This is a genomic window from Ramlibacter cellulosilyticus (assembly GCF_014297465.1).
GTDB lineage: Bacteria > Pseudomonadota > Gammaproteobacteria > Burkholderiales > Burkholderiaceae_C > Ramlibacter > Ramlibacter cellulosilyticus.
In genome coordinates this window covers 547723-574576 of sequence record NZ_JACORT010000002.1, presented here as the reverse complement: position 1 = coordinate 574576, position 26854 = coordinate 547723, and the positions used below count along the sequence as shown (strand labels likewise).

Annotated in this window: 1 protein-coding gene (cut by a window edge); it reads right to left on the bottom strand. The window is 70.0% G+C overall.

Annotated features, from left to right (window positions below; translation table 11 throughout):
* Positions 1-26854, bottom strand: partial view of a tandem-95 repeat protein gene (locus tag H8N03_RS08490; protein WP_187075716.1) — the 5' portion only. 10400 nt of this gene lie to the left of the window's left edge; only the first 26854 of its 37254 coding nucleotides appear in the window; its start codon is at positions 26852-26854; its stop codon lies off the left edge, out of view.

Sequence of the window (26854 nt, the reverse complement as noted above, 5' to 3'; positions counted from 1 at the left end):
TCCACCGGTCGATCTTCCCCAGGTCGAGGATGTAGACGCTTCCGGCCTGCCCCGAGTTCGGGAGCATGGTCACCGAGTCGCGCATCATCGGCGCGGCCAGTCCGAGGTAGCTGCCGTTGTTGACGGCCATGTCCGTGAAGCCGAAGGGCGCTTCGTACGCGAACTGCACCCGCTGCTGCTCGCGCAGGAATCCGGTCGACAACTGGTCCACGTTCACGCGCATCAGACGCGTGTTGCTGGCGCCGTTGCGCGTGCCTTCCGTCACGTAGAGCCAGCCGTCGGCGACCTGGAGATCACTGATCTCCCCGTCCGTGCGGTTCACGAGGTGGATGGTGTGGACCACGGCCAGCGTCTGGCTGTCCACGACGTAGATGCGCCCACCCGAACCCGCCACGTAGGCGAGCGCACCGTCGTCGGAGTAGACGATCTGGTTCCCGTACTTGCCCGCCATGAGCAGCGCGTTGCCTGCCTCGTCCGCCGTGATCGACTTGAGCAGCCCGAAAACCGATCCGGCGAACTGCACGTCGCGGAACACGTGGATGCTGGCGCGCTCGGTGACGAGCACGTTCGCGGTCCCCAGCTGCCACGCCTGGACCGGATCGCTCTCGACCGGCCAGCTCTTGACCGTCCCCGTGCCGGAGGGAATGATCGCCCGCCGCTGCACGTAGACCTCGTGCATGGACAGCGCGATCCCCTCGGGCAGCTCGATCTCGAGTTGCCCGGCCGAGACGGCGGTCGGCGTGAACGAACGCCACACCAGCCCGCGGTCAGGCGTGGAGGATGCGTTGCCGGGCTTCGCGATCTGTTCGCCACGCGGCCGCAGCCAGACGGTGACCTCGTACCCGGATGCCGATGCACCCGGCGGCAGGAAGTTCTGGCCGGCAAGCGTCAGCTTGCGCGTGTTCGCATCGAACTGCAGGCTGGTGATGGCTGGCGACTGATCCACGTAGCTGGGGGGCGACGGGAAGTTCAGCAGCGAAGTCGCGAACTGCCCGGCGGGAATCGGGTCCGCCGTCGTATACGTGCCCATCAGGGTGTACTTGATCGGGACCACGGTGGCCGTGCTGAAGACGGCCACGGCTGTCGCGCTCATGAACGCCGACGGCATGATCGCCATCGTTGCCGCGGCAGCCCACATGGCGTCGAAGTTGACGAAGCCGCCCTTGACCTGGATCTCTCCGGTGCTCGCGTCCGTCACGGTGCTCTTCGTGAGCGCGAAGATGCCGCCGGAGCCGCTGATGCCGCTGTACGGGGGGCTGGAAGTCCTGGCGACGCCGTCGTCTCCGATCACGCCGTTGTCGACCAGCCACCAGGTGTCGTGCTCCACGCCCTGCGCGTCGCGGATGGTCCCCTTCTTCCAGAAAAGGACCTCCGTGCCGGCGGCGAGCGTCTCGGTCTCGCCGGTGTCCGGGTTCAGCACACCGCCGGGGAGCACCGCGAGCTGCAGCGGGAGCTGCGCGTCGGCACTCAACTGGATCTCGTACAGGCCCAGCCCGATCTGCGACCCTGCGCCCGGCAATGGCATGTCGAGGTCCGCGAGGCTGCGCGACTGGATGGAAACCGATGCGCCCTCGGGGAGCGCCCCCGGAGGAACCATGAGCAGGTTGCCCGCCTCGTCCCGGACCGCCACGCCCTGGTTGCCGGCAACCACGCCCTGGCCGTCCACTGCCGGCTGCACGTTCAGCGTGATGCGATGCTGGCGCCCGCCGTGCACGATGGTCACGGTCGCGACGCCGGCCGCCTTGGACCGGATGAGGCCGTCCGCGGTGATTTCCGCGACCGTCGCGTCGCTGACGAAGTACAGGGTGCCCGCATTCGCGCCCGTGATGTTGGTCGACCGGCCTTCGTTCTCGCCGGTCAGGTCCGGCAGGCTCACCTTCAACTGGCGCTGCCCCATGAGCGGCAAGGTGATCGCAAGCGGGTAGACATCCACCTCGAAGCCGCTGTCGCCCAGTTCGGGCGCGCGGCCGTCCACGCTGACGGTGAATGCATTCACGCCCTCGATGCCGCGAGCTTGCGCGGTCACGTAGGCCGTGCCCTGCCCCGTCCCCCGGACGCGGCCGGCCTCGTCGACGCCGACCACCGCGCCGTTGCTGCTGGCAAAGGTGACATACCCGCCCGTCAGCGCGACGCCGCTTTCGTCTTCGAACTCGCCCGTGACACGCAACAGCCCGGCTTGTCCGGTCGTCAGGACCGCCATCCGCGCCATGTCGATCCTCAGCAGCTTCGCACCGCTGACATTCACCGACATCTCGATGGGCGCAGTGGCCGCAAAGCCGTCGTCGGCCTGCAGGACGATCTGCGCCTGCCCCGCGTACCCTGCTTCGGGCGAGAAGAGCACGTAGCGCCCGTCCGGACTGAGGCTCGCGGTGCCGTGCGTTGCGCCGAGGACGCGCCAGAACACCCGATCGCCCTCCAGGTCCTCGGCGATGTCGTCCACGCGCCGGGCGCCCTGCAGGTCGGTGTGCGTCCTGAGCTGCGCGACGCCGACTGCCACCGGCGCCACGTTCGCGCGATAGCCGTAGTTCGCATGAACCAGCGGCCGGTTCGCGTCGGCCGCCAGCGCAGCGTCGCCGCCATCGACCTTGCCGTCGGCATTCAGGTCGCCGGCGATGCTCACGCGCACCGCGGCGGCGCCTTCTCCGTGCAGCCGCAGCAGCTTGACGCCTTCCTCCGTCACGCGCACGAGCGTCGTCTTGCGGGATCCCACCTGGGTCGTGCCCAGCACCGTCCCGCCCGTCACTTCGAGGCTCAGCGTGTCGCTGCCCTCGGTCTCGATCGCGACGATCACCGCGCCCACCGCACCGGGTGCCTTCACGGTGGAACCCAACTCGCTTTCCCGCACCACGAAGGAGAGCGTGGTTCCGCCGGCGGCGACCGCCCCGCTCCACTGCCCCGGCGTGCTGCCGGCCACCGGCGCGCTGGTCCAGGCGACCGCGGCCCCCAGGTTCGCCGTGATCGCGTCGGTGAGCAGCTGGCTGCCCTGGTACGCGTAGGGCGTGCCCATGTCGGGCGCGCTCAGGCTGCGTGCGAGCACCAGGCGGCCGTCGCCGTCGTAGCGGTACGCAATGGCCTGCTCGCCCAGGCTCACCAGTTCGATACGGCCGCTCGGGTCGCGGTTGAAGACCACGCGCTGGTCGGTGCCCACCGCCGTGACGCCGGCATCGGACACCAGCCATTCCTTGCCGTCGCCGAAGCGCACGGACGTGACTTCACCGGTGGCCGTCAGCGTGTAGCGCGTACCGTCCGGCCCGGTCAGCGTATAGCCGGCGGGCGCCCACGGCAGCCCGGCATCGTCGCCGGCCTGCTGGTAGAGGCGGCTGCCCAGGCGCAGCAACGCCTCGGGTGCGTTGCCGTCCGCGCTGCTGTGCGCCTCCAGCGTCCACCCCGCCGCGGAGCTGGTGAACACCGGCCGCAGGACGACCGGCGCGCCCGGCTGCGCGGAGAGTCGCTCCGTCGTCGTCGCAAGCGTGAACCGCAGGTTCTGCGGCGCACCGCCGGTCAGGCTCGGGGCTTGCAGCCACACCCGTGCGCCTTCGCGCCAGGCCGCTTCCTGCAGCGAAGCGTCGGCGCCCGCCACCTGGTCGTGCGTCAGGGCCGTGGCGAGACCGGCAAGCTGCCAGTTCCCGAAGTCGACACCAGTCGACGCGTTGAGCGAGGGCAGCGCGCGAGCCAGCGTGAAGTCATGGCCGGCCAGCGACACGGTCGCGTCCGCGACCATGGCCTGCGGCTGCGCCTTCGCGGTGCTGTCGATGATCACCCGCGTCTCGATCTCACGCGTGCGCCCGCCCAGGTCGGTGGCGCTCAGGCGCAGCGTGTAGACGCCGTTGGTCCAGAGCGCAGGGTCCAGCGTGAACAGGTCGAGGTCGGCGTCCACCGCTGCAGCCGCGAGCTCCTCGCTCGCCAGCGTGCGCCAGCCATCCGTGCCCACGGCGGCAATCTGGAGTTGCCATGACATCAGCTGCGCGTCGGCCACGTGCGCGCGCAGCGGCGTGGCCGCGGCAATGCCTGCGGCACCCAGCGTGTCCAGCGCGCCCGTCCAGGCGAGCGCCGGCCCTGCCGTGTCCGCCGCATCGCGAACGCGCACGCTGTGGATCTCGGTGGCCGTGAAGCCGTCGACGTCCGTCGCGGTCACGCGGATGTCCACGAGGCCCGGTTGCGCCGGCGTCAGGCGGAAGCGTCCCGCCGCATCCAGCGCCACGCTTTGCCAGGCATCCGGCTGCGCCGCGTCCAGCCCACGCACCTGCACCGAGATGCTCGCGATGGACGCGTAGCTGTCGGCGCGCACGCTGGCCACCACCAGCTGTCCGGGCAATGCCGGGGCGCCGGGCGTGGTGGTCACGCTGATCTCCGGCGCATTCGCACTCGCTTCCGCGACGACGCGCAGCGTGAAGGTCTGCATCGCGGACTGCGTGCCATCCGCCGCGAAGGCGGCGACGACGAAGTCGCCGATCTGGCCGGGGCCCGGGGTCCAGTTCAGGCGCCGGGTCGCCGCGTCGTACACCGCGCCTTCCGGCAGTCCTTCGAAGCGCAGCGCGAGCGCTTCCGTCTGTTCGGTGCCATCCGGATCCCAGGCACCGAAGCCCGCCGCGCTGGCCGCCTGCCCCAACGCGATCGGCAGGCTGAAGCTCGCACCGGCCACGAGCGCGTGGTTGCTCGCCACGATGCGCGGGGCGCGGTTCGTGTCGAACACGCGCACCTGCACCGTCTGCGTCGTCGTGACCTGGCCGTCGCTGGCGCTGAACGTGAACGTGAAGGCCTGGTTCGCCAGCGCCGCGTTGTTCACGACGTCCTGGCCCGGCGTCCACTCGAAATAGCCGCTGGTCGCGTCGAACAGCACGCCCGCGGGCATGTCGCCCGTGTGCACCAGTTGCAGAGCCGTGGCGTCGTTGTCGCCGTCCGCCGCGCGCACGGTGAAGGCCAGGGTCTCGCCCTCCTGCACCAGCTGCAGCGGCAGCGGCAGGATGCGCGGGGCCTGGTTGGTGTTGGCGACCTGGATCTCGAGCACGCGCGTGAACTGCGCGGAGCCGTCGCTCGCCGTGACCTGCACCCGGTAACGGCCGTTCCCGCCGCCCTCGATGTTGGTGTCCTGCGCAGCGAAGCCGCCGGGCGTCCAGTCCAGGCTGGCGCTCTGGCCCGAAGCGGCGACCTGCAGGGCCATGCCCTGGGGCAGGCCGCTCACGTTCCAGTGGAGGCGGTCCGTGTCGGTGTCGCCGGCGAAGAGCGCCAGGGAGAACGGCGTGCCTTCGGCGGCATTCAGCGACATCGTCGCGGTGTCGCTCGCCACGAGCTGGCCGTTCAGCTGCGCGCCCAGCAGCGTGGGGGCCGCGTTCGCGGCGCGCACGACCACGCGCAGCAGGTGGCGCGTGGTGTTGGGCACCGGGTTCCCCGGGATCGTGTAGCCGGCATCGGCAGGCGGCAGCCCGCTGTCGGTGACCACGACCTGCAGGTCGTAGACGCCGACATCCGCCGACGTGGGGGTCCACTGGATGCGGGCACGGCCGTACTGCGGGTCGAACACGAGCCGGGCGCCACCGGCGCCCAGCTGCGCCAGTCCCTCGACGGAAATCGCCAGCGCGTCCTGGTCGAGGTCGCTCACAAGGATGGGGAGGTCCAGCGCCTGCCCCGCCACGGCGACCACTTGCAGGGGCGCGGTGATCACGGGGGCCTCGCTCACGCTGCGCGCCGTCACCACGAAGCTGCGGGCGAAGGCCTGCACCTGGTTGATGTCCCCGTCGCCGTCGTCGCGCGCCATCACGGTGATCGTGTAGTCGCCGCGGTCCTGCGCGCCGGGGGCGAAGCGGACCAGCGCCTGCGCCTGCCCGTTCGCGGCGACGGACTGCGTCACCGTGGCGAAGCGCGGCAACCCGGTGAACGTCAGCTGCAACGGATTCCCGTCGGCATCGCTGGCGGTGACCGGGATCTCCAGCACCGCGCCCTGGTCGACGAAAGCGTTGGCGATCTCCCCGATCTCCGGGGCGCGGTTCGCGTTGCTCACCACGATCGGAACGATCACGGTGGTGGTCTTCGGAACGCCCGTGCCGTCACCGTTGTCAGTGGCACGCACCAGCACCTGGTAAGCCTCGGCGCGGGCCTGCGAATACCCGGGCGTCCACACCAGCTCCAGCGTCTCGGCATCGAAGCTCGCGCCCGTCGGCAAGCCGATCACCTCGTAGGTGACGGTGGGATCCGTCGTCTCCGGCCCGGTCGCGGGGGAGGTCGGCGTCAGCCGCACCTTGGGCTCGAACACCGGGTTGTCCGGGTCGAACGCGAACACGCTGATGCGCAGCGGCTGGCCTTCGAGGATGTTCCAGGTGGAGCCGACGTCCGGATCGAACTCCGGCGCGCCGTTGGCGTTGAGCACGTTCAGCACCAGCTCGCGCGTCACGCGGGTGACCACCGGATCGACCTCGCCCGGCGCGAGATACGAAGCCGTGAGCGTCACCGGCACGCGGAAGGTGCCATGCTGGTTGAAGCCCGGCTCCCATGCCAGCCAGCCGGTCTCCGTGTTGAGCGTGGCGCCGCCCGGCAACCAGGGCGCCGAATAGTCCAGCGTGACGACCGTGCCGTCTGCCTGCTCGTAGGTGGCGGGACCGGTGCGCCGCGCGCCCGGCACCGAGCCGGCCAGCTGCAGGGTGAAGGCGTCTCCTTCACGCAGCGTCTGCGCCGCCACCGCGCCCAGCACGGGTTGCGCGTAGCCCTGCGTGACAGTGACGGTGAAGCTGCGCTGCACGGTGCGGATGCCGTCGCTCGCCAGCACGGTCACGCCGGCGTAGACACCGGCCTGGTCGTAGTCGGGCGTCCACGAGAGCGTCCCGGTCGCGGCGTCGAAGCTGGCTCCGGCGGGCAAGTGGCGCATCGCGAGCGTCAGCGCCTGGCCGTCGGCATCGGAGGCCACCAGCGGCAGGACCAGCGACTCGCCTTCCTCCAGCGTGATGTTGCCGATGAAGTCCAGCACCGGTGCGTGGTTTCCGCCCGCGACCGCCACGTGGAAGCGCCGCGTGGACACGCCGCCGCGGCTGTCCTGCACGCGCACGACGATCTCGGTGTCGGCGTCGGCGCGCTCGGTCGGCGTCCAGGCCAGGGTTGCGCGATGGTGGTAGCCGTCCGCTTCCGCGGTGTAGGCCGCATCCGGGGTGAGCACCAGGCCAGCGGGCGCGCTCACGACCTGCCAGTACATGCGCGTGCCGTCGACATCCACGGCTTCCAGCTGCGCCGTCCACGGCTGGCCCGCGGTTGCAGGGGCGAGGTCTTCCGACACCAGGTCGGGTGCCGCCGGCGCCTCGGCGATCCCGAGCGCCGGCGGGATGTTGGCGAGCGGCAGGGCATAGATGCCATGGCCGAACTCCGCCTTCACCAGCGCCGCCACGCCGGGCGAGACCGACGACAGCGGGCGGATGGTGACGGTCTGGCCGAGCAGCGTCGCCCCCGCCTGCAGCCTGTTGCCGAAGGCCTGGAGGCCGGGGGTCAGGTCCAGGATCCAGAGCTCGCCGCTGTCCGTCGCACCGGCGATGCCGGCCCCGAAGGCGCGCAGCGGGTCGAGCAGCAGCGTCACCGGTCCGCGAATGTCGTCGCTGCCGATGTTGGTGATGTCCACGTCGTAGCTGACTTCACCGGTCGCGCGGTTGCCGCGTGTGTTGGAGAAGGTGAGCTGCACCTGGTGGCTCAGGTCGACCACCGCGGTGAAGCTGGTCACGTAGCGCGCGCCCAGCTGGATCTCGGCCGCGCTCTTGATCGTCGGTGCGATCTCCAGCTGCCACTGGCCCGCAGGCAGGCCGGAGACGTCGAGGATCGCGGTCCGCGTCGCAGCATTCCAGCGCACGCCGACCGGATCGAACGTCTCGCCGGCGTTCACGCCGAGGCCGAACAAGCGGTAGTTGGCCGGGTCGAGCACCGAGCCCGCGCCTTCGCCGATCCACATCGCCTGGTCGAAACGCACGGCCACGCCGCCCACCGGGAGCGGCACCACGGCACCGTCCGCGATGCTGACCGATTGCACTTCGGGCGCCTGCAGCGGAGCGATCTCATCCACCCCACCCGTCTGCGCCAGCAGGATGCGCCCATCCGCCGTCGCCAGCAGCGTCTCGCCGCGCGTGCCCCCCTGCGCCAGTTGCAGCACCTGCCGGGTGGCGAGCTCGATCGCCCACACGCGGGCCTGGTGCGGCACGTCGGTCGTGCCATTCACCGGGCGCTGCTGCACGTTGCTGCTCGCGACCAGCAGGCCGTCCAGCGCCGTGCCGGCCTTGCCGAAGGCGATGCTGTCGATCACGCCGGTGAGGCGGTATTCCAGTTCCGCGCGGCCGGCCAGGCGGCCGGACATGGGGAAGCTGATGATGTCCGTCGTGGCGGACGCACTGGCCGCGTCGATGCGCGAGCCCGTCCAGCGCACGCCCCACAGGCGGCCGTCGGGGCCGAAGGCGAGGTCGCCCACTCGCTCGTTGCTGAAGTGGCGCCACGCGCGGGAGGCATTTGCCTCGCCCGGCCGGAACACCTCGATGCCGGCGCCGGAGGCGACGTAGATCTCGCCGGTGCTCGGATGGATGGCCAGCGCGTGCGTCAGCTCCTGCTGGCTCGGCCCCTGCACCTGGCGCAGGATCGCGCCCGTCGCGGGGTCGACCTGCAGCAGCTCGTGGCCGGTCAGCACCCAGAGCTGGCCGAGCGCGTCGACGGCCATGTCCATGACGGGCTGTTCCATCGTGAACAGCGGCACGGTGCTGCGGCCCCCGTCCACGCCGAAGGCGAAGACCTCGTTGCGCTGGCTGCCGGCGCTCACCAGCAGCGTGCCGTCCGGCAGCTGCACCATGGCGAAGCCGCCGACGTCGCCCGCGCTCGCTGCGTAGCCCTCCGCGAAGCTGCGCACGGAGAACGGCGCGACCACGCTCGCGAGTTCCGGCGTCTGCACGGGAGCGACGAAGCCCGGGAGCATGGCCTGCGCCTGGTCGAACAGCGCGTTGTCGGCATAGACGCGGCCAGGGGTGGCGATCGGCAGTTCAGGCGTCTGCTCCACGCTTTCGGTCGCACCCAGGGCGTCGAGCAGCGCCTGCCGCGAGCCGTCGTCCGGCAGCACCGCGTTCGCCACGCTGGCCGCCTCGCGGTTGCCGGCCACGTCGGTGGCCACGGCCAGGAACTCGTAGCTGCTGCCCGCCTCGCCGGTGAAGATCGCCTGCGTGCGGTCCGGCGCGGCTTGCCGCAGCCAGATCTGGAAGTCGCCGCCGTCCTTGGCCACGTACACGGTCACGTGCTTGACGCCCGACACGTCGTCGCCCGCGCTCCAGCGCACGTCGAACTGCGGCTCGCCCTGCGCGTTGCTGCCCAGGGCCGTCGCGGCCAGCGTGGTGGACGGCGCCGAGCGGTCCACCTTGATGCTCGTCGTCGCACTTTCGCTGGGCGGCGCGTCGTCGATGAAGATGCGCGCGGAGCTGGCGATCACCGCCTCGGTGTCGCTGTCGTCGCTCGCCATCACCGTGTAGGTGACGAAACCTTCCTGCAGCTTGCCGGTGGCCGCCTGCGACGGGTCGCCGGCCGCGCCCAGCAGCCCGCGCACGGCATCGCGCATCACCTCCCCGGTGTCGGGGTCGATCGCCTGCAGCAGCCACGTTGCGATGCGGTGCTCCGCGTCCACTCCCGCGCTCACGCGCAGGATGAAGCCCTTGCTGCCGCTGAAGTCGAAATCGGCCTGGAAGTTGGCCTGCCCGGGCGGCACGTGGACGTTGATGTCGCCCAGCTTCAGGTCGCCCAGCCGCAGGCTGCGCGGATCGAGCGAGGGATCGAGCTCGGTGACGATGCGCAGCTGCCCCGCCGGCCCGTTGGACGGGTTGCGGAAGTTGATCGTGTACGGCAGCGCGACGCCCGCAGGCACGTAGGCGGAGCCGTTGGCCGAGAGGCTGCCTTGCGGGCCTTGCACGGCCACCGTCGCATTGGCGGCGGCGGCCTGCTGCAGGTACTGGGTGAGGTTCAGCGCCTGCTGCGTGATGCCGAGGCGGGCGATGTATTCCTGCTCCGCGACGCCGCCTGCGAAGACGTTGAAGTTGATGAAGTGCGTGTCGCCGCGCGCGTCCAGGTCGTACGCGGCCGGGTCGGCCATCACCGGCACGGGGATCTCCACCTCGTTGCCGTATTCGTCGCGCCGGTACTCCTTGAAGGCGATCTCGGCGTCCGTGGCCTGCGGGTCGCCCGCGTAGCGCGCCGTGTCGCCGTACCACTTCTGCACCTGCGTGAAGAAGCCGAGGATGTCCGCCTGCGTGCGGTAGCTCTCGCCCGCGTGCGACAGCAGGATGCCGGTGGCGAGCGTCGCATTGAGGCTCACCACCTTCTGGCCCGCGCGGATCGGCGGCGCCTCGTCCAGCGGGCGCAGGAGCCCGGCGCTCTCGAGAGCGCCCAGCCAGCCTTCGGCCCATTGCTGCGCGTCCGCGGCCAGCACGCGCAGGCCGGCGACCGCCGTGGCGTCGGCGAGGATCGCCTGGCGCAGGCGCTCCGCGTGCGCGCGCTGGTCGGCGATGAATTCGTCGCGCGTGAGCGGCGTGGCGGTGCCCAGCACGTTGAAGCGGAACGGCATCGCAAGGCGCTCCAGCTTGTCGACGTGCACCTCTGCCTCGGTGGAGAGGAACTTCTGCGCCAGGCCCTCGGCGATCTTGTCCAGGTCCTGCACGCCGCCATCGAGCAGCCCCTGCGCCTTCCAGTCGGGGCGCACGGCATAGAGCTTGTCGCGCAGGCCCTCGAAGTCGTAGGCCAGCCACTCGGCGAGGCCGGGGTAGGTCTGCACGTTGAAGGTGGCGCCCGCGAAGCCCTGCCCCGCGATGTCGAAGGCGTAGCCCGGCGTGAGGTTGAAGCCGCTGGTGTTCAGCTGGTTGTCCAGGCTGGCCCACGGGATGTCGTTGCGCACGGCGCCGTTCGCATCCGTGATGCGCGTGGGCGTCGTCCCGTAGGCCTGCGTGTTGCCCGCGGTGTCGAGCGTGGCGCCATCGGGCTGCCCGCCCACGTTGCTGCCGAAGACGACGTACGGCAGGTTCAATCCACCGAGGACGTACTCGCTGTCGCCCATTTCGGGCACGCCGATGTCGAAGCGCACGTACGGCGTGTCGACGTTGGTCAGGCTCTGCAGCGCGACGCTGTAGGTGCCGCGGTCGCCCGGCTCCAGGTTGCGCGGGCCGCCGATCCCGATCGTGACGTCGGCTTCGATGCCGCGCTCCACCAGGTAGCGATAGGGCTCCGTGACGGAGGAACCGTCCGGATTGATGACCGTCAGGTCGTACAGGCCGCGCGGCGCATGGCGCAGGTCGAAGACGGCGCGGATGCGCGTCGCATCCAGCACCTGCCAGCGGGCCGGCTCGATCTCCGCCACGCCCGGGCGCGTCAGCTTCACCAGCGCGCCGGCCTTGAAGCGGGCACCGGTGATGTCCACCGTCACCCAGCGATGGTCGTCGTCGCCGGTGCCGCCCTCGTCGGGCGTCACGGACGTGATCATCAGCGGCAGCAGGTCCGCTCGGATCGTCACGGGCGTGTTGGCCGCCGTCTGCCGCGAGCGCACCAGCACGTAGTAGTCGCCCGCCTGGGTGCTGGGGATCACGGCCTGCTGGTCCGCCGCGAACGGCACGCCGTAGGCGGCGTCGAAGGCATAGGAGCTCGGGAGGTCGCCGTAGCGGATGTAGACCTCGTTGGCGCCATCGGCGGCGCTGGAGTCGAGGCTCACGCGCAGGGTCTCGCCCGCGGCGACCGTCACCTTGTACAGCTTCACGTCGTTGGCCGACAGCGTGGTCTGCAGCGGGCTGGCGACCTGCAGCACCGGCACCGTGACGGCCATCGTGCCACCGGAGGCGATGCGGTTGTTCGCCTCGCCCGGCGCCATGTTGAGGCCGGTCTCGGTGTACGTGATGGCGCCTTCGTAGACGTCGTTGTAGAGGTCCGGGCGCACGATGATGCGCCAGGTGCCGTCCTTCACCGGCGGCAGCAGCGCGGTGAGCGTCTGCGTGTAGCTGGCGCGCCCGGCCAGGTCGCCGGCCGTGCGCTCGATCTTCCCGAGCAGCTTGTCGCCCAGGTCCCAGGTGTTGTCGGAGGACAGGTAGATCGCGTCCGTCCAGCGGCCCAGCGCCGGGTAGTCGGACTCGTTCTTCACGGTGTACGTGACCTGCACCTGGCCGCCCACGGAGCCGGTGCCCGGGATGACCACGTTGCTCACCACCAGGTCGGCGGGCGGGGGCGTCTCGATGATCACCGGCTGCTCGGCGGCCGTGGCGTTGTTCTGGTCCTTGCCGAACTCGCGCACCTCGCCGAACTCGCCGCGGCCCCACGCGCGCGCGGGGTCGGTGACCACGAAGACGTAGTACGGCCCGACCATGTCGCGCGGCACGTTGATCGCGAGCTGGCCGTCGTAGCTGGCGCCCGCGGCGAGCCCGTTGGCGTGGGCGACGTAGCCCACGTAGCGGTCCTGGTTGACGTCCAGGAAGCGGTCCTTCGACAGGTACACCAGGTCGTTCCAGCGCTGCTGGTCCGAGGGCGTGTTGCCGCCCTCGTTGCGCACGGTGTAGCGCACCGTGAAGCTCTGGCCCGCGATCACGTGGTCGACGGCCGACACGGCGGTGACCTGCAGGTCCGGCGGCGTCACGGCGCGGATGGTCAGCGCCTTGGTGGCCGTGTTGTTCGACTCGTTGGCGAACTCGTGCACCGCGTCGTTGATCGAGCCGCGCCAGATCACCGGCAGGCCGTCGCGGATCGTGCTGGCGGTCTGCCAGTACGGGTCCATGGTCAGCTGCGTGTCCGCCTTGACGATGATGTGGAAGCTGCCGCTGACCGACTCCGGCAGGTTGAAGGTGGCGGTGTTGGTGTAGCTCTGGCCGGGCTCGAGGTAGTTCGGCACGCGCTGCCCGTTCGGCAGCAGCAGCGTGCCCAGCGAGGTCTGGCGCACGCGGTAGACCGTCTCGGCCTGGCTGCCGCGGTCGACCATCGGCTCGTCGGAGTTGTCCAGCGAAGCGTCGCGCGACAGGTAGACGCCGTCGAACCAAGCCGTGTTGCGGGTGGCCCGGTTGCCGTTGTTGCGCACCGTCCAGGTCACCGTCAGCGGCTGGCCCGAAGCCGGGTCCGCCTCGGAGATCTGGATGTTCTCCACCACCAGGTCCGGCTCGCGGTAGGTGATGTTCAGCGCCGCCTGGCCGCGGTTGTTGTCGTTGCGCAGGTCTTCGTAGACGTTGCTCGCGTAGTAGCTGCGCGTGGCGGCGCCGTCGCCCGGATCGCGCATCTCGGAAGAGGCGAGCGGCAGTCCGTAGGGGGACGGCCGCAGCGCCAGGCCGTCGCCCTCGTGCGAGATGTCGGTGATGACGTAGATGTAGTACTGGCCGTCGGCGCCTTCCGGCAGGCGGACCTTGGCGGAGGCGGTGTAGCTGGCGCCGGAGGCGAGGCCGCCGGTGTTGGCGTGCACCAGGCTGCCGACCAGCGACGCCCGCTCGCGGATGAAGGTCGGGTCTTTGCTGATGTAGATGCCGTCCAGCCAGCCCTGCGTGCCGGCCCACACGTCCGCGCCGTGGTTCGTCACCGTCCACGTGACGGTGGTTTCCTCGCCGGAGAAGTTCTCCGGTTGCGTGACGACGCTCGTGATCCGCAGGTCGGACGCCGCCGGCGTGACGGTGGTGGGTGTCGACCGCGTGTTGTTGCTCTCGGAGAGCTCGCCCACGTAACCCGTCCACCAGCGGTTCCAGGTGTAGCCGTCGGCCTTGACGATGAGGTACAGGCCGTCGACCGGCGGGCCGAACTGCACCGTGTAGGTGTTCGTGTAGCTTTCGCCGTTGCCCAGGCTGCGGTTCTGCTCGAAGCCGCCGAGCGACCACACGCGCGTGGCCGCCTCCAGGTCGGGGCTGTTGGCGAGGAAGACCGAATCGTTCCACTTGCCGCCGAACGCATCGCCCTTGTTCTGCACCGTGTAGGTGAAGGTGAGCGGCGCACCGGCAGTGGCCTGCGTCGCCGCGCTCAGCGCAGTGACCACGAGGTCCGGTGGCGTGATGCCCAGGATGCTGATGGGGCGCGCCTTGTAGTTGTTGTTGTCGAACTGGCCCGGATCGTCCGGGTTGATGTTCGTCGCGAGCGTGTCCTCCAGGATCACGTCGTAGACGTCGGTCCACACGGTGATGTAGTACTGGCCGGAGCCCAGCCCGGCCGGCAGGCTCACCTGCACCGTGTTCAGGTAGTCCTCGCCGACCTCCAGCAGCCCGTTGTGCGTGAACTCGGCCAGCTTGACGTCGCCGCCCTTGCCGGGCCGCGTGCGGTCGCGCGTGAGCCACACCGTCTCGGTCCAGCTGGTGCGGCTGGCCGCCTCGCCGCGCGTGGCGGCGCTGCCCTTGTTGGTGACCTTGTAGCTCACCTCGATGCTGGAGCCGTGCACCGCCTGGTCGGGCGCCACGACGTTGCTCGTCACGAGGTCGGCGAAGGGCACGGGGTCGATCGTGAGGCGCGCCGCCTTCACGTTGTTGCCCTCGTTCGGGTACTCGTTGACGTTGTTGTTGGAGTCCGCCACCACGATCAGGTAGGCGTCGCCGCGGTAGCGGATCGGGATGTTGACCGTCGCGGTGTCGTTCGAGTAGCTCTCGTTCGGCGCCAGCGCGGAGCCGTTGCCGAAGGTGCCCACCAGCAGGTCGTCGCCGCTGAGGGCGCCGTCCAGCGACAGGTACACGCGCTCGACCCACTGGCCGGAGGTCGCCACGGACCCCATGTTGCTGACCGTGTACTTGATGCCTGCGGTGCCGCCGGCGACCACGTGCTCCGGCACCGTGACCGTGCCGACGCGCAGGTCGGGCCGGTCCAGCAGGCTGACCAGCGTGGAGGCCGTGGTCGTGAAGCCGTTGTTGTTGCGCGCGGCGGCGTGCTCGTACACCGAGTTGCCGGCGTTGGTCACCACCACGAGGCGGTACTGGCCTTCCATGCGGCCCGGCAGGGTCACGAGCTCGGTGCGCGAATAGCGGATGCCGGCGTCCAGCCCGCGGTCGTAGGTGAAGCTTCCCAGCCACACGTTGCTGCCGGAACCGCTGGCGGGCACGAGGTACACCTGGTCCACCCACGTGCCTTCCGCCCGCGCCGCCCCCTGGTTCACGACCGTCCAGCCGATCTCGATCTGCGAACCTTCCTTGGCCGTCGCCGGCAGGGTGGCCGCTTCCACGACGAGGTCGGGCGAAGGCGAGAGGCTCACGGGAATGGCGACGGAGGCGCCCGTGTTGTTGCCGCCGTAGAGGAACTCGTACACGCCGCCGGTGCGCACGTTCAGGTAGAAGTCGCCCTCGATGCCCTGCGGCAGCACGACGTCGATGGAGCGCGTGTAGCTGTCGTTCACGCCCAGCTGGCCGATGTGGCCGGCGGCGCCGTAGCCCTGCACGCTCGCCCCGCCCGGCGTGCGGCTCAGCCAGATCTGGTCGCTCCAGGTGTCGGTGTTGGTGCTGGCGATGCCGCGGTTGGTGACGGTCCACGTCAGGCGCAGCGGCCGGCCGCTGGACGCCGTTCCCGTCGTGACGACGGAATCCACCTGCAGGTCCGCATACGGGATCGGCATCACGTCGACGACGTGGTCCAGGCGGGCGGCGTTGTTGCCCTCCGCGCCGTTCTCGAACACCTCCGAGCGCGCGTCGCTGACCACGAACAGCTTGTAGCGTCCGGTGGTGGCCGGCGGCAGCAGGAAGCGCTCCGTGCGCGTATAGGAGGTCCCTGCCTCCAGCGCACCCTCGCGCCGGTATTCGCCCACCACGAGGTCGTCCGAGTTGCCGTAGGTGTCGTCCTGGGACAGTACGACGCGGTCCGTCCAGCTCGAGGTGATGCCGGCGCCGGTGCCCTGGTTGCTGACGGTCCACGTGACGTCGATCGGCGCAGGGTCGTTGATGATGCGCTCGGGCGCGGTCACGGACGTCACTGCGAGGTCGGCGTACGGCGACAGTTCGACCGTGAGGTTGCGGCTCGCCCGGTTGTCGGTGCGCGAGTGGTCGTCGATCACGTTGCCCGCGTCGGTGACCACCAGCAGTTCGTACTCGCCGTCGAAGTCGAGCGGCACCGTGAAGTCGGCGGAAGCGGAATAAGCGGCACCCGCGGCGAGGCCGCCGGTGTGCACCACCGTCGCCATCAGGCGCGAGACGCCGCCCTTGACCAGGTAGACCTGGTCCGTCCAGTTCGCCGGCGTCTGGTTGCCCGCGTTGGTGACGGTCCAGTCGACGTGGAGCTGCCCGCCCGAACGCACCAGCGTCGTGCCGGTCAGGCCGCCCAGTCGCAGGTCAGGGCGCGCGATGTGCACGCCGGCCGCGGCAGCGACCTGGTTGTTGCCCTCGCCCGCGAGCTCGGACACCGTGTTGTCCGCGTCGGTGCGCACCACCCACCGGAAGTCGCCCTCCTGGAACGAGGCAGGCAGCACGAAGCTGACGCTGCGCGCGGCGCTCGCGCCGATCTCCAGCCGCTCGGTGTTGAACCGGCTGGCCACTTCCACCAGCCCCGCGGCGCCGCGGTCGACGTAGATGCGGTCGCGCCACGAGCCGACGGCGGCAGCGGTGCCGTCGTTGCGCGCCGTGTAGGTGATGGTGACGGGGTCCCCGGGGCGCACGGACAGCGGCCCCGAAACGTCGGCGACCGCCAGGTCGGGAGCGAGCTCGGGCAGGATCTGCGTCGGCGCGGCCGACGCGGCGTTGTTCGCGGTGTTGCCGCGTTCGAAGACGCTGCCGAACGCATCGGTCTTGACGATGAAGTATTTCGGCCCGACCCCGACGGTGCGGGGCACGACGAGGTCGAACGCGGTGCTGTAGCTGCCGCCGACCGCCAGCGCACCGGAGTGCGTGACGGATCCGATGAGGATCGCGCCCGCGCCCAGCGTGGGCGAGGTGGAGAGATACACCTGGTCGACCCAGTTGCCGACGTCGGTCGCGATCGTTCCCTGGTTGCGGACGGTCCACTCCACGCGCGCGGTGCCCGCGATGTGGGCGTCCACCGGCACGGCGGTGATCTCGGGGACCAGGTCCGCATAGGTGGCGGTGATCGTCAGCGGCGTCGAGATGCGGGTGTTGTCCGTGCGGGTGTCCGGCTCCAGCACCACGCCCGCGACGTCGCCCACGACCACGATGCGGTATGCGCCCTCGATGCGCGTCGGAATGCGCACGGTCGCGGTCGTGGCATAGCTCGCGCCCGCGGCCAGCGGTTCGCTGCGCGTGACGTTCGCGAGGACCACGTCGTCCGCATTGCCGATCGTGCTGTCCTGCGACAGGATGATGCGGTCGACCCAGGACGATGCCCCCGTGACGATGTTTCCGCGATTGGTCACCTGCCACGTCACGTCGATGTCGTCGCCGGACCGCGCGGTGGCCGGCACGGTCATGCTGCTCACCGCGAGGTCGGCATACGGCCTGGCCTGCGCCGCGACGTTCGCCAGGGATGCGTTGTTGCCCTCCGCGTCGCCCGCCTGGTTCGCCTCGAAGATCGACCCCACGTTGGCGGTGTTCCGGTCCGCGGTGACGCTGATCTCGATCTCGCCGGTGCCGCGGATGCCGTCCGGCAGCTTGTACGTGAAGGAACGCGCCCGGGACTGGCCGGCGACTATGGCGGTGTTGCCGGAGACCGCGGGGTCGTAGAAGAGGGCCGTCCGGTTCAGCTCCTCGCCGGTCGTCTTGTTCCGGATGACGACCAGGTCGTAGAAGGCGGCCGCCACCGGTGCATTGCCGCCGTTGAAATCGTCCCAGCGGATGGTGAGCGTGTCGCCGGACTGGATCGCGGCCTGGTCGACGGCGAGGTTGCGGATCTGCAGGTCCGGGTAGGGTGCCAGCGTCGACGCCGCGCTGGCCTGGGCCGTGTTGTTCGTCTCCGCGGTACCGGCCCCGTTGGCTTCGAAGATGTGGCCGTGGTAGTCGCCGGTGACCTGGATGTCCAGCGTGCCCACGCCGCGCAGGCCGTCCGGCAGCTTGAAGCTGTAGCTGCGCGCCTGCCCCTGGCCGACCGGCAGTTGCACGGCGGCGAACCAGACGGTGGTGTCCAGCAGCGTTTCGCCGGTGCTGGTGTTGCGCAGGTAGACGCGGTCGTAGTACCCGCCGTTCAGCGCTGCGTTGCCGCTGTTGAAGTCGGTCCAGCGGATCGTGATCGTGTCGCCGGACTGGATGGTGCCCTGCTCCACCCCCAGCCCCTGCACCTGCAGGTCGGGATAAGGAGCGAGCGTGGACGTGGCGGCCACCTGCGACGCGTTGTTGCTCTCCGCGTTGCCCGCGCCGTTCGCCTCGAAGACGTAGCCGTAGTAGTCGGCAACGACCTGGATGTCCAGGGTGCCCACGCCGCGCATGCCGTCGGGCAGCGTGAAGCTGTAGCTGCGCGCCACCGCCTGGCCCGTCGCCACTTGTCCGCTGAAGTACACCACGGTGTCCAGCAGCGTCTCGCCGGTGCTGGCATTGCGCAGGTACACGCGATCGTAGTAGGCGCCGTTGAGCGTGCCGTTGCCGGTGTTGACGTCGTTCCAGCGGATGGTGATCGTGTCGCCCGACCGGATGGTTTGCTGCTCGACGGCCAGGCCCTGCACCTGCAGGTCCGGATAGGGCGCGAGCGTGGAAGTCGCGCTGGTCTGGGCGGTGTTGTTGCTCTCGCCCGTGCCCGCGCCGTTGCTTTCGAAGAAATTGTTCTGGTAGTCGGTGGTCACCTGGATGTCCAGGGTGCCCACGCCGCGCGCGCCATCGGGCAACTTGAGGCCATAACTGCGTTGCAGCCCCTGGCCCGCGCCGATCTGCGCTCCGTTGATGGACTGCACGGTATCCAGCAGGACCTCGCCGGTGCTGGCATTGCGCACGTAGATGCGGTTGGCATAGGAGCCGCCGAGCACACCGATGCCGTCGTTGAAATCGGTCCAGCGGATGGTGATGTCGTTGCCGGACTGGATGGCCGCCGGCTCCACGGCCAGGTTGCGGACCTGCAGGTCGAGGTCGGGGCGAACCAGGTGGATGGCCGCCGAGGCCAGGCTGTTGTTGCCCTCGTTCGATTCGGCCTGGTAGGAGAACTCGTCCGCCCGGACGATCAGGTAGTAGGTGCCCGTCGGCAGGTCGCTGTGCACGGGCAGCACGATCTGCACCGTACGGGTGTACTCGCCGTTGGCGGAGAGCGGGCCGTCGTTGACGTACACGTACGTCAGGCGCGTATCGTCGCCGCCGATGGCGCTGTCGCGCGACAGCCAGACGGCGTCGTACCAGGAGGTCTGGGTGGGGTCCGTGCCGGAGTTCCGGACGGTCCAGGACACCTCGAGCGTCTGCCCGAAGACGTTGGTGCCCGTCGCGGAAACCGCTGCCACCGTCAGGTCCGGCGAGCGCACGGTGACAACGGCGCGGTAGCTGTCGCCAGCCTCCCCCTTGGTGCCGTTGTTGTTCTGATCCATCAGGTTGCCGACGATGTCCGCGATGTTCGGCCCGAGGACCAGCTCGTACTGGCCCAGCACCATCTGGCTGTTGAAGCGCACGGTCACGACGTTGCCCGAGGCGGTCACGCTGGCGACCTGCCCGAGCAGGTTCACGCCGCCGGGACCCGTGAAGCTGCTCACGTCGGCCAGCGACACGGTGGCAGGGTTGACGGCCTCGCTGAACGTGAAGTCGATCTGGCCGAAGGGGGCGGACACCGCCTGCGCCGATTGCGCGATGACGCGCGGGCCGCCGTGGTCCACCACGAAGCTGCTGGCGAACGCCGCATTGCCCGCGCCGCCGAGGCCCTGGATCGCCCCCGCCGCGATGCTGTACTGGTAGGCGACTTCCACGTCCTGCGCATCGATCGCGAACCGCAGCGTGCGGCCGTCGACCACCTGCACGCTGGTCGCCACGGCGCCGTTGTCCAGGACCAGGTCGGACGCCTGCACGGTGTCGAGCCGCAAACCCTCCGAGAAGGTGAGTTCGACGAAGCCGGGCGGGGCCGCAACGACCTGCGCGTTCGGCGTGGACTGACGGATCACGCGCGGGCCGGAACTCGCGGTGGCCGTGGATCCCGTCACGGACACGACATAGGCGCCCCCCGTGCCGTTCTCGCCGGCGATCTGGACGCGATAGACGCCCGCGGTGGCCACCGTGTACTGGATGCGCGCATTGCGGCCATCCGGCCCGTTCAGGTTCTCGGCGACCGGCGTGCCATTGGGCCCGTACAGCACCAGGCGGGCGTCCAGCAGGTTGACGGGTTCGCCGCTGCCGCCGCCGGGCGCCAGCGTGGTGATCTCGAGCGTGTCGCCCGCGTTGGCGGAGACGAGGTATTCGTCGGGCGCCGCCACGTTGAAGTTGACCACCGCCCGCCGCTCGCTCGAGCTCATCCCGGCGAGCGCATCCCCTTCGAGCGCGGCCAGCTTCGGCGCCAGCGCCAGCGCGGTGGCCTGGCTGCCCGCCATCGACGCGAAGTGCATGACGATCTTCGCCTCGCCGGGGGCAAGGGTCAGGCCGTAGCTGTAGCTGATCTCGCCGGATCCCCTCACGAAGGTGGTCGGGCGCATCTTGCCGCCCTGGCCGGCGACCACGTGGGTCACCACGGGGTCGCCGCCGGAACTGCCGGAAAAACTGTCGTCGGTGATCACCCAGTCGTCGCCAACCGTGGCGACGGAATCGCCGCTCGAGGTCATCACGAAGCGCTCACCCCCGTCCGAGCCGAGGTTCGTGTAGATCGGCACGGTGTAGTTCACCGTGCTGCCGCTCGTGTTGGTGATGATCTCCAGGTACCGTGCGAAGCCTTGCGTCGGCGACACGTAGACCTTGCGCGTGACCTGGATCCCGCCGGATGCGGGCGCGGTGAAGACCAGTTCCCTGCCGTTCTCCTCGGTGGGCACGCTGGAGAAGTAGGAGGGGAAGCTGGTGTTGCGCATGCCGCCGTCGTAGGCGTCCGACACCCCGTCGCTGACCTGGCCGTCGCCCTGCAGGTCCCAGCGGTAGCCGGTTCCGTCCAACAGGTTCACGGGCAGGAACGTCGAGCCCGTGGCCCCGCCGCCGCTGGCGCTGCTGCCGGCGCCGAGGCTGCCCAGCAGGCGGCCGGATTGCGTGATGTCCTGCAGGACGCCCGTTTCCTTGCTGCTCACCTGGAAGCTGCTTCCGCGCACCACCACGAGCCCGTAGGCACCCGCGGTCGTTCCGCTGACGCGCGCGCGGTAGGTCCCTGTCGTCGCCGGCAGGAAATCGGCAATGAAGCGGTCGACGTTGCTGGCGTCCGTGCGCCCCGCGGCCAGCAGCACGTCATCCGGGCCATAGAGCTCGAGGCTCACCGCCGGGGACTGCTGGTGCAGGTCGTGGGCCAGCGCGAGGCTGGCGAGTTCGCCGGCGTTCAGGGTGAAGCCGTACCAGTCGCTTCCGCCCGCTTCGAGCACGCCACGGACGGCGCCCCGTGTCGCTGTCCCGCCGAGGCCGATGAAGCTGCCGTCCAGGCTCTGCGCCGTTTCACGCGTGTCGTTGGCTTCCGTCGCGATCACCGCATTGAGCACGGCGCGCACGCGATAGCTGCCGGAGCCCGCGATGCTGCTCGCGTCGATGCGGTACGTGCCGGCCTCGGAGACGGGCACCGTCTGCAGCAATGCGCTGCGTCCGGCCGCCGCCGCGTCGGCGGTGCCGAGCACCGTGGTTCCGTCGGGCCCGACCAGGGCAATGCGTCCCTGCACGGCGCCATCGGGCGATGCGAGTTCGATCGTGACGGCCTGCCCGGCCTCCAGCGTGATCGTGAAGCTGTCGTTGTCGCCGGCCGCGTGGAAGGTGCCGGTGGAGGACTTCTCGAAGACCAGCGAGCCCGCGGGAAGCTGTTCGACCAGCGGCGTCGGGTAGGCCTTGACCGTGGCGTCGGTCTGGAAGTTCACGGCGAAGTCGCTGCCGCCGTTGAGCCAGTTGCCGGCGAGGTCACGGAACCCGCCCTGCAGCAGCGTGAGGCGATATGGGCCTTCGGCCAGGAGCGGGAACTGCAGGAGGAGCTGCCCCGCGGCGACGTCGTAGTCCAGCGAGGACACGGCGACCCGCAAGCCGGTCTGGGTGTTGACCAGCACGACACTCGCCGCATCCAGGTAGCCGGGGTCGATCGGCTCGCTGAACGTGACGAGCACGTCGAGCGGCTGCTCCGGCAGCACGGCGTCCGGCGCGATGGAGATGGCGCTCACGACCGGCGGTTGCAGGTCGTACTCGAACCCGAGGGTGTAGGGTGCCAGCGCGTTGCCGTGGATGTCGTACAGGCCGGCCAGCTGCACGTCGTACGGACCTTCGACTTGCGCGAGGCCGGACAGGTCGAACGAGAGCGTCCGGCCGTCGAGGATGCTGACGCCCGACGGCGCCTGGCCATTGACGCTCAGGACCGACGTCGAGACGCTGCTCAGAAGGAGCGTATCGGAGAACGTGAGTTCCAGCGAACCGGGGAACGTGCCCAGGCGATAGCTGGAGCCGTTCGGGATCGAGGTGTCGCTCACCTCCAGCGGCTTCGCCGCGCTGGGGGTCGCCCCTGCCACGGACAGCACGAAGCTGCCTTCGGTGTAGTTCAGCGGCCTGACTTCCACCTGGTACGGGCCGTCCCCGCCTTCGGGCACGACATAGGCGAGGCGCACGTTGCGCCCGTCGGGAAGCAGGGTGTACGTGTAGTCCGCCGCAGGCACCAGGCTGCCGTCGGGTGCGTACAAGACCAGCTCCGGGGCCAGGGCGTTGTACAACTGGCCGGGGCCGGCGTCCGGCGTCCGGGTCTCGAGCACCAGGGTGTTCCCCGCCGCGGCGTCGAACGCGTACGCCGTCGTGCGCCAGTACACCGCATGGCCGAGGACGGCGTGCGTCGCCGAGATGTCCTGCGCCTGCCCGTTGCCGGGCCGCATGCCGAACGCCGCGCCCCGCGTGACCACCAGGCTGTAGTCCGCATCGGCCGTTCCCATCACGCGCGCGTAATAGGTGCCGGTCGTCGCGGCGACGAAGTCGGCGATGTACCGGTCCACGTTGTCCGCATCGTGGCGCGCGATCGCCAGCAGCACACCGTCGGCGTCGTAGAGCTCCAGGCCCGGAACGGACCAGTAGTACGTGTCGGTCAGCGCGAGCGTCGAGGCTTGTCCCGCCTGCAGCCTGAAGCTGTACCAGTCGTCGTGCACGCCGTCGAAGTGGCTGCGCGCCGCGGCGCGAGTCGCCATCCCGCCAAGGCTCACGGAGCTGCTCTCCAGGTCCAGCGCAGCATCGCGGGTGTCGTTGGCATCGGCCACGACGAGCGCATTGAGCACGGTGCGGACGCGGTAGCGGCCCGCGCCGGCGAGGCTGCTGGCGTCGATGCGGTACTCCCCCGTTTCCGGGACACGCACGGTCTGCAACCACGCCATTTCTCCGGGGGCCGGCGCTTCCACCTCTCCCAGGACGGTGCTTCCATCCGGACCGACGATCGCGACCCTGCCCTGCACACCGGCGTCGACCGCCGTCAGTTCGAGCGTGACGGTCTGGCCCGCGACGAGCGCGAGCGTGAAGCTGTCGACGTCGCCGGCAGCGTGGAATGCACCCGACGTGGTGTTGTCGAAGATCAGCGACCCTGCCGGCTGCTGGTCCGGCTGCGGCGACGGGTACGTGCGCGTCGCGGCATCCACCGCGAAGCTGGTCACGAAATCGGTGCCGCCGTTGAGGAGGTTGCCGGCGCGGTCGCGGAAACCGGCGCTGGCCAGGGTGAGCTGGTACGTGCCTTCGTCCAGGGTGGGGGAGACCACGTGCACTTCGCGCGTCGCGGCGTCGTACGCGAAAGAGGAGACGTCGACGGACCACCCGGTCTGGGTGTTGACGAGACCGACGTTCCACCAGCGCACGTAGTCCGGATCCAGTTCCTCGCTGAACGTGACGCGCAGGTCCAGCGATCCGGTGGCCAGCACCGCGCCTTCCGCGAAGGACACCGCGCTCACCACGGGCGGTTGCGAGTCGTAGCTGAAGTCCAGGTCGAACGGCGCCAGCGCATTGCCGTGGACGTCCACGATGCCCTGCAGCTGCAGCGCGTACAAGCCGTCGCCCTGCCCCAGGCCGCCCAGGTCGAACTCGATGGTCTGCGCGTCGACGATGGTGAACTCCGGAACGTTCACCCCGTTCACGCTCAGCGATGCCGGCGTGACGCTGCTCAGGAGGATCGAGTCGGAAAGCGACACGCGGAAGGTGGCGGGGAACTGCCCCGCGCCGAGGACCGCGCCGTCATCGACCGAGGTGCTCGTGACCTGCAGGGCGCGTGCGGCGCTGCCCGTGGCTCCAGCGACCGAGAGGACGAAGCTGCCGTCGGTGTTGTTGGACGTGCCCACGGTCACGCGGTAGGTGCCGCCCGCTCCGGCGGGCACCGTGTACGCGATGCGCACGTTGCGGCCATCGGGCAGGACGGAGTACGTGTAGTTCGCAGCAGGAACGGCGGTGCCGTTCGGGGCATAGAGCGCGAGCTTCGCTGCGAACCCGTTGTACACGCCGCCCATGCCGTCTCCCGGCGTGCGCGTCTCGATCACGAGCTGGTCGCCTTCCGCTGCCGTGAAGGCGTAGGGAACGGCCGCCTTCACCTGGCTCGCGCCATAGGCCAGGATGTTCGCGAGCAGGTTGTTGGACTGCGGCTGCGGACTGTGGAAGTTGGTGGTCGTCATGCCACCGAACAGCACCGTGCCGGAGCCCCACTTCAGCTCCGCGAGCACCGCATCGCCGCCGGAGTTGTCCCGCAAGAGGGGCGTGATGCCGCCGCCCGACACGGAGCCATGGGAGAAGGAGTTGCCCGAGTACGTCGCGACGACGGGCGTGAACGGCCCCTGGAAGATCGGGTGGCTCGTGTCGACGATCGTCGCCGTGGCCCCGAAATCCGCATACCGGAGGGTCACCCCCCCGAAGCCGAAGTCGATGCTGCTGCCTTCGTTCGGGGCTGCATTGATGAAGAGCGAATTGCCGCTGGCGACGTAGTTCTGCAGCTGCGCGCGGTTCGCCTGCAGGAAGGTCCTGAGTTCGTCCGCGTTGCTGTCGCTGCCATCGAGGTAGATGAAGCCGTGGTTCGCCAGCAGGTCGGCGACGTTGACGGTTTCGAACTTGAGGCGGTCCCAGCCGTTGGGGAACGCCGCGTTCATCTGGCTCACGTTGCTGGAGGAGCCCCAGGGCTCCCCGACATACGCGGACACCAGGTAGGCGGCCCGCTGCGTGGTGGCCACTTTCGCCGAATACCCGAGGACGACGTCGGTTGCCGAGATGTCCAGGGGCTGGGTGCCTTGCAGGCGCAGGTCGAAACTCGCCCCGCGCGTCAGCAGCAGGTTGTAGCCGGCGGGGGAGCCCCCCGCGATGCGCAGGTAGTAGGTACCGGTCGTCGCCGGCATGAAATCGGCGATGTAGCGGTCCGCGTTGGTGGCGTCCCTGCGGCCCAGCGCCAGGAGGACACCGTTGCCGTCGTAGAGCTCGAACGCGAGGTCGTCCGCGTTCGGCAGCAGCGTGTCGGTCAAGGCGAGCGTCGACGCCTCGCCCGCACGCAGGGTGAAGCTGTACCAGTCGCTGTCGACGCCATCGAGGCTGCCCTTGGCCGCGCCGCGGGTTGCCGTGCCGCCGAGGCTGACGAAGCTGGTGTCGAGGCTTTGCGCCGTCTCGCGGGTGGTGTTCGTCTCGGGTGAGATCACGGCGTTGAGGACGGCACGCACGCGATAGCGCCCGATCCCGGCGACGCTGCGCGCGTCGATGCGGTACGTGCCTGCCTGCGCTGCCGCGACGGTCTGCACCAGCACCGTCTGTCCCGCGGCAGCCGCGGCGGCCGCGCCGAGCAGCGTGGAGCCGTCCGGGCCGAACAGCGCGATGCTGCCTTGCACTCCTGCGTCGATGGGCGTCAGTTCGAGCGAGACGGTCTGTCCCGCATCGAGCGCGATGGTGAAGGCGTCCGTGTCGCCCGCGTCATGGAAGGCGCCGGTTGCCGTGCTCTCGAAGATGAGCGAGCCGGCGGGCTGCTTGTCGATCAGCGGCGCCGGATAGGTTCTCGCGGCCGCATCGACGCCGAACTCCACCGCGAAGTCCGCGCCGCCCTGGAGCGTGTTGCCCGCAAGGTCGCGGAATCCGGTGCTCACGAGGGTGAGCTGGTACGCGCCTTCCTGAAGCACCGGGAACTGCACGCGAACCTGCCGGGCGGCATCGTCGTAGCTCAGGGAACTCGCCGCCACCTGCGCGCCGGTCAGCGTGTTGACCAGGACGGCGTTCGCCGCGCCCAGGTAGGCGGGGTCCAGCGCTTCGCTGAACGTGGCGCGGAAATCGAGCGCCTGCTCGGACAGCGCCGCGCCGGCAGGGAGGTTGTGGAACAGCACTTCCGGCGTGGCCTGCACGTCGATGCTGTAGTCCGTCGCGCCGGTCGCCGCGATCGCGCCCTCGATCAGGAGCGTGTAGGTCCCGCTCGCCGCCAGGGCTGCGGGGTACTCGGAACCGGAGCCCGTGAAGGCGGACTGGAACACCGGGTTCCCGCTGGGATCCCACAGCGACCAGGTGATGCCGCCCGTGTTGTTGTCGCTCGCGAGATCGAAGCGGAAGCGCTCGCCCTCGAGTGCGTCGAACTGGTAGGCGTCGGTTTCGCTGGCGGGACTGAGCTGCCCGTCCAGCGTCGAGCCGGGCTCGATCGGCGTTGCCGACGAAAGATCCAGCAGGCGGAACGCGTAGTCGCCGATGGCACCCGCGTCGCCGTCGACGGTCACCGAGTACGCGCCCGCCGCGAGCTCCACCGGCGGGTTCGTTCCCGTGGCGCCGAACGCCTGGCCGGCGATGGGGCCCGAGGCGCCACTGAGTTGCCACGAGAGATCGGACCGGTTCGTCAGGCTGTCGAACGCCACGCGCGTCGGCTGGTCCAGCGTGAACGCGATGACGTCCTGTTCGCCCGGCGCCGAAATCTCCGCGGTGACGGCCACCACCGGCGTGACGTCGCCCGAGAGCAGCACGCGCGGTTCGAGCGCCTGCAT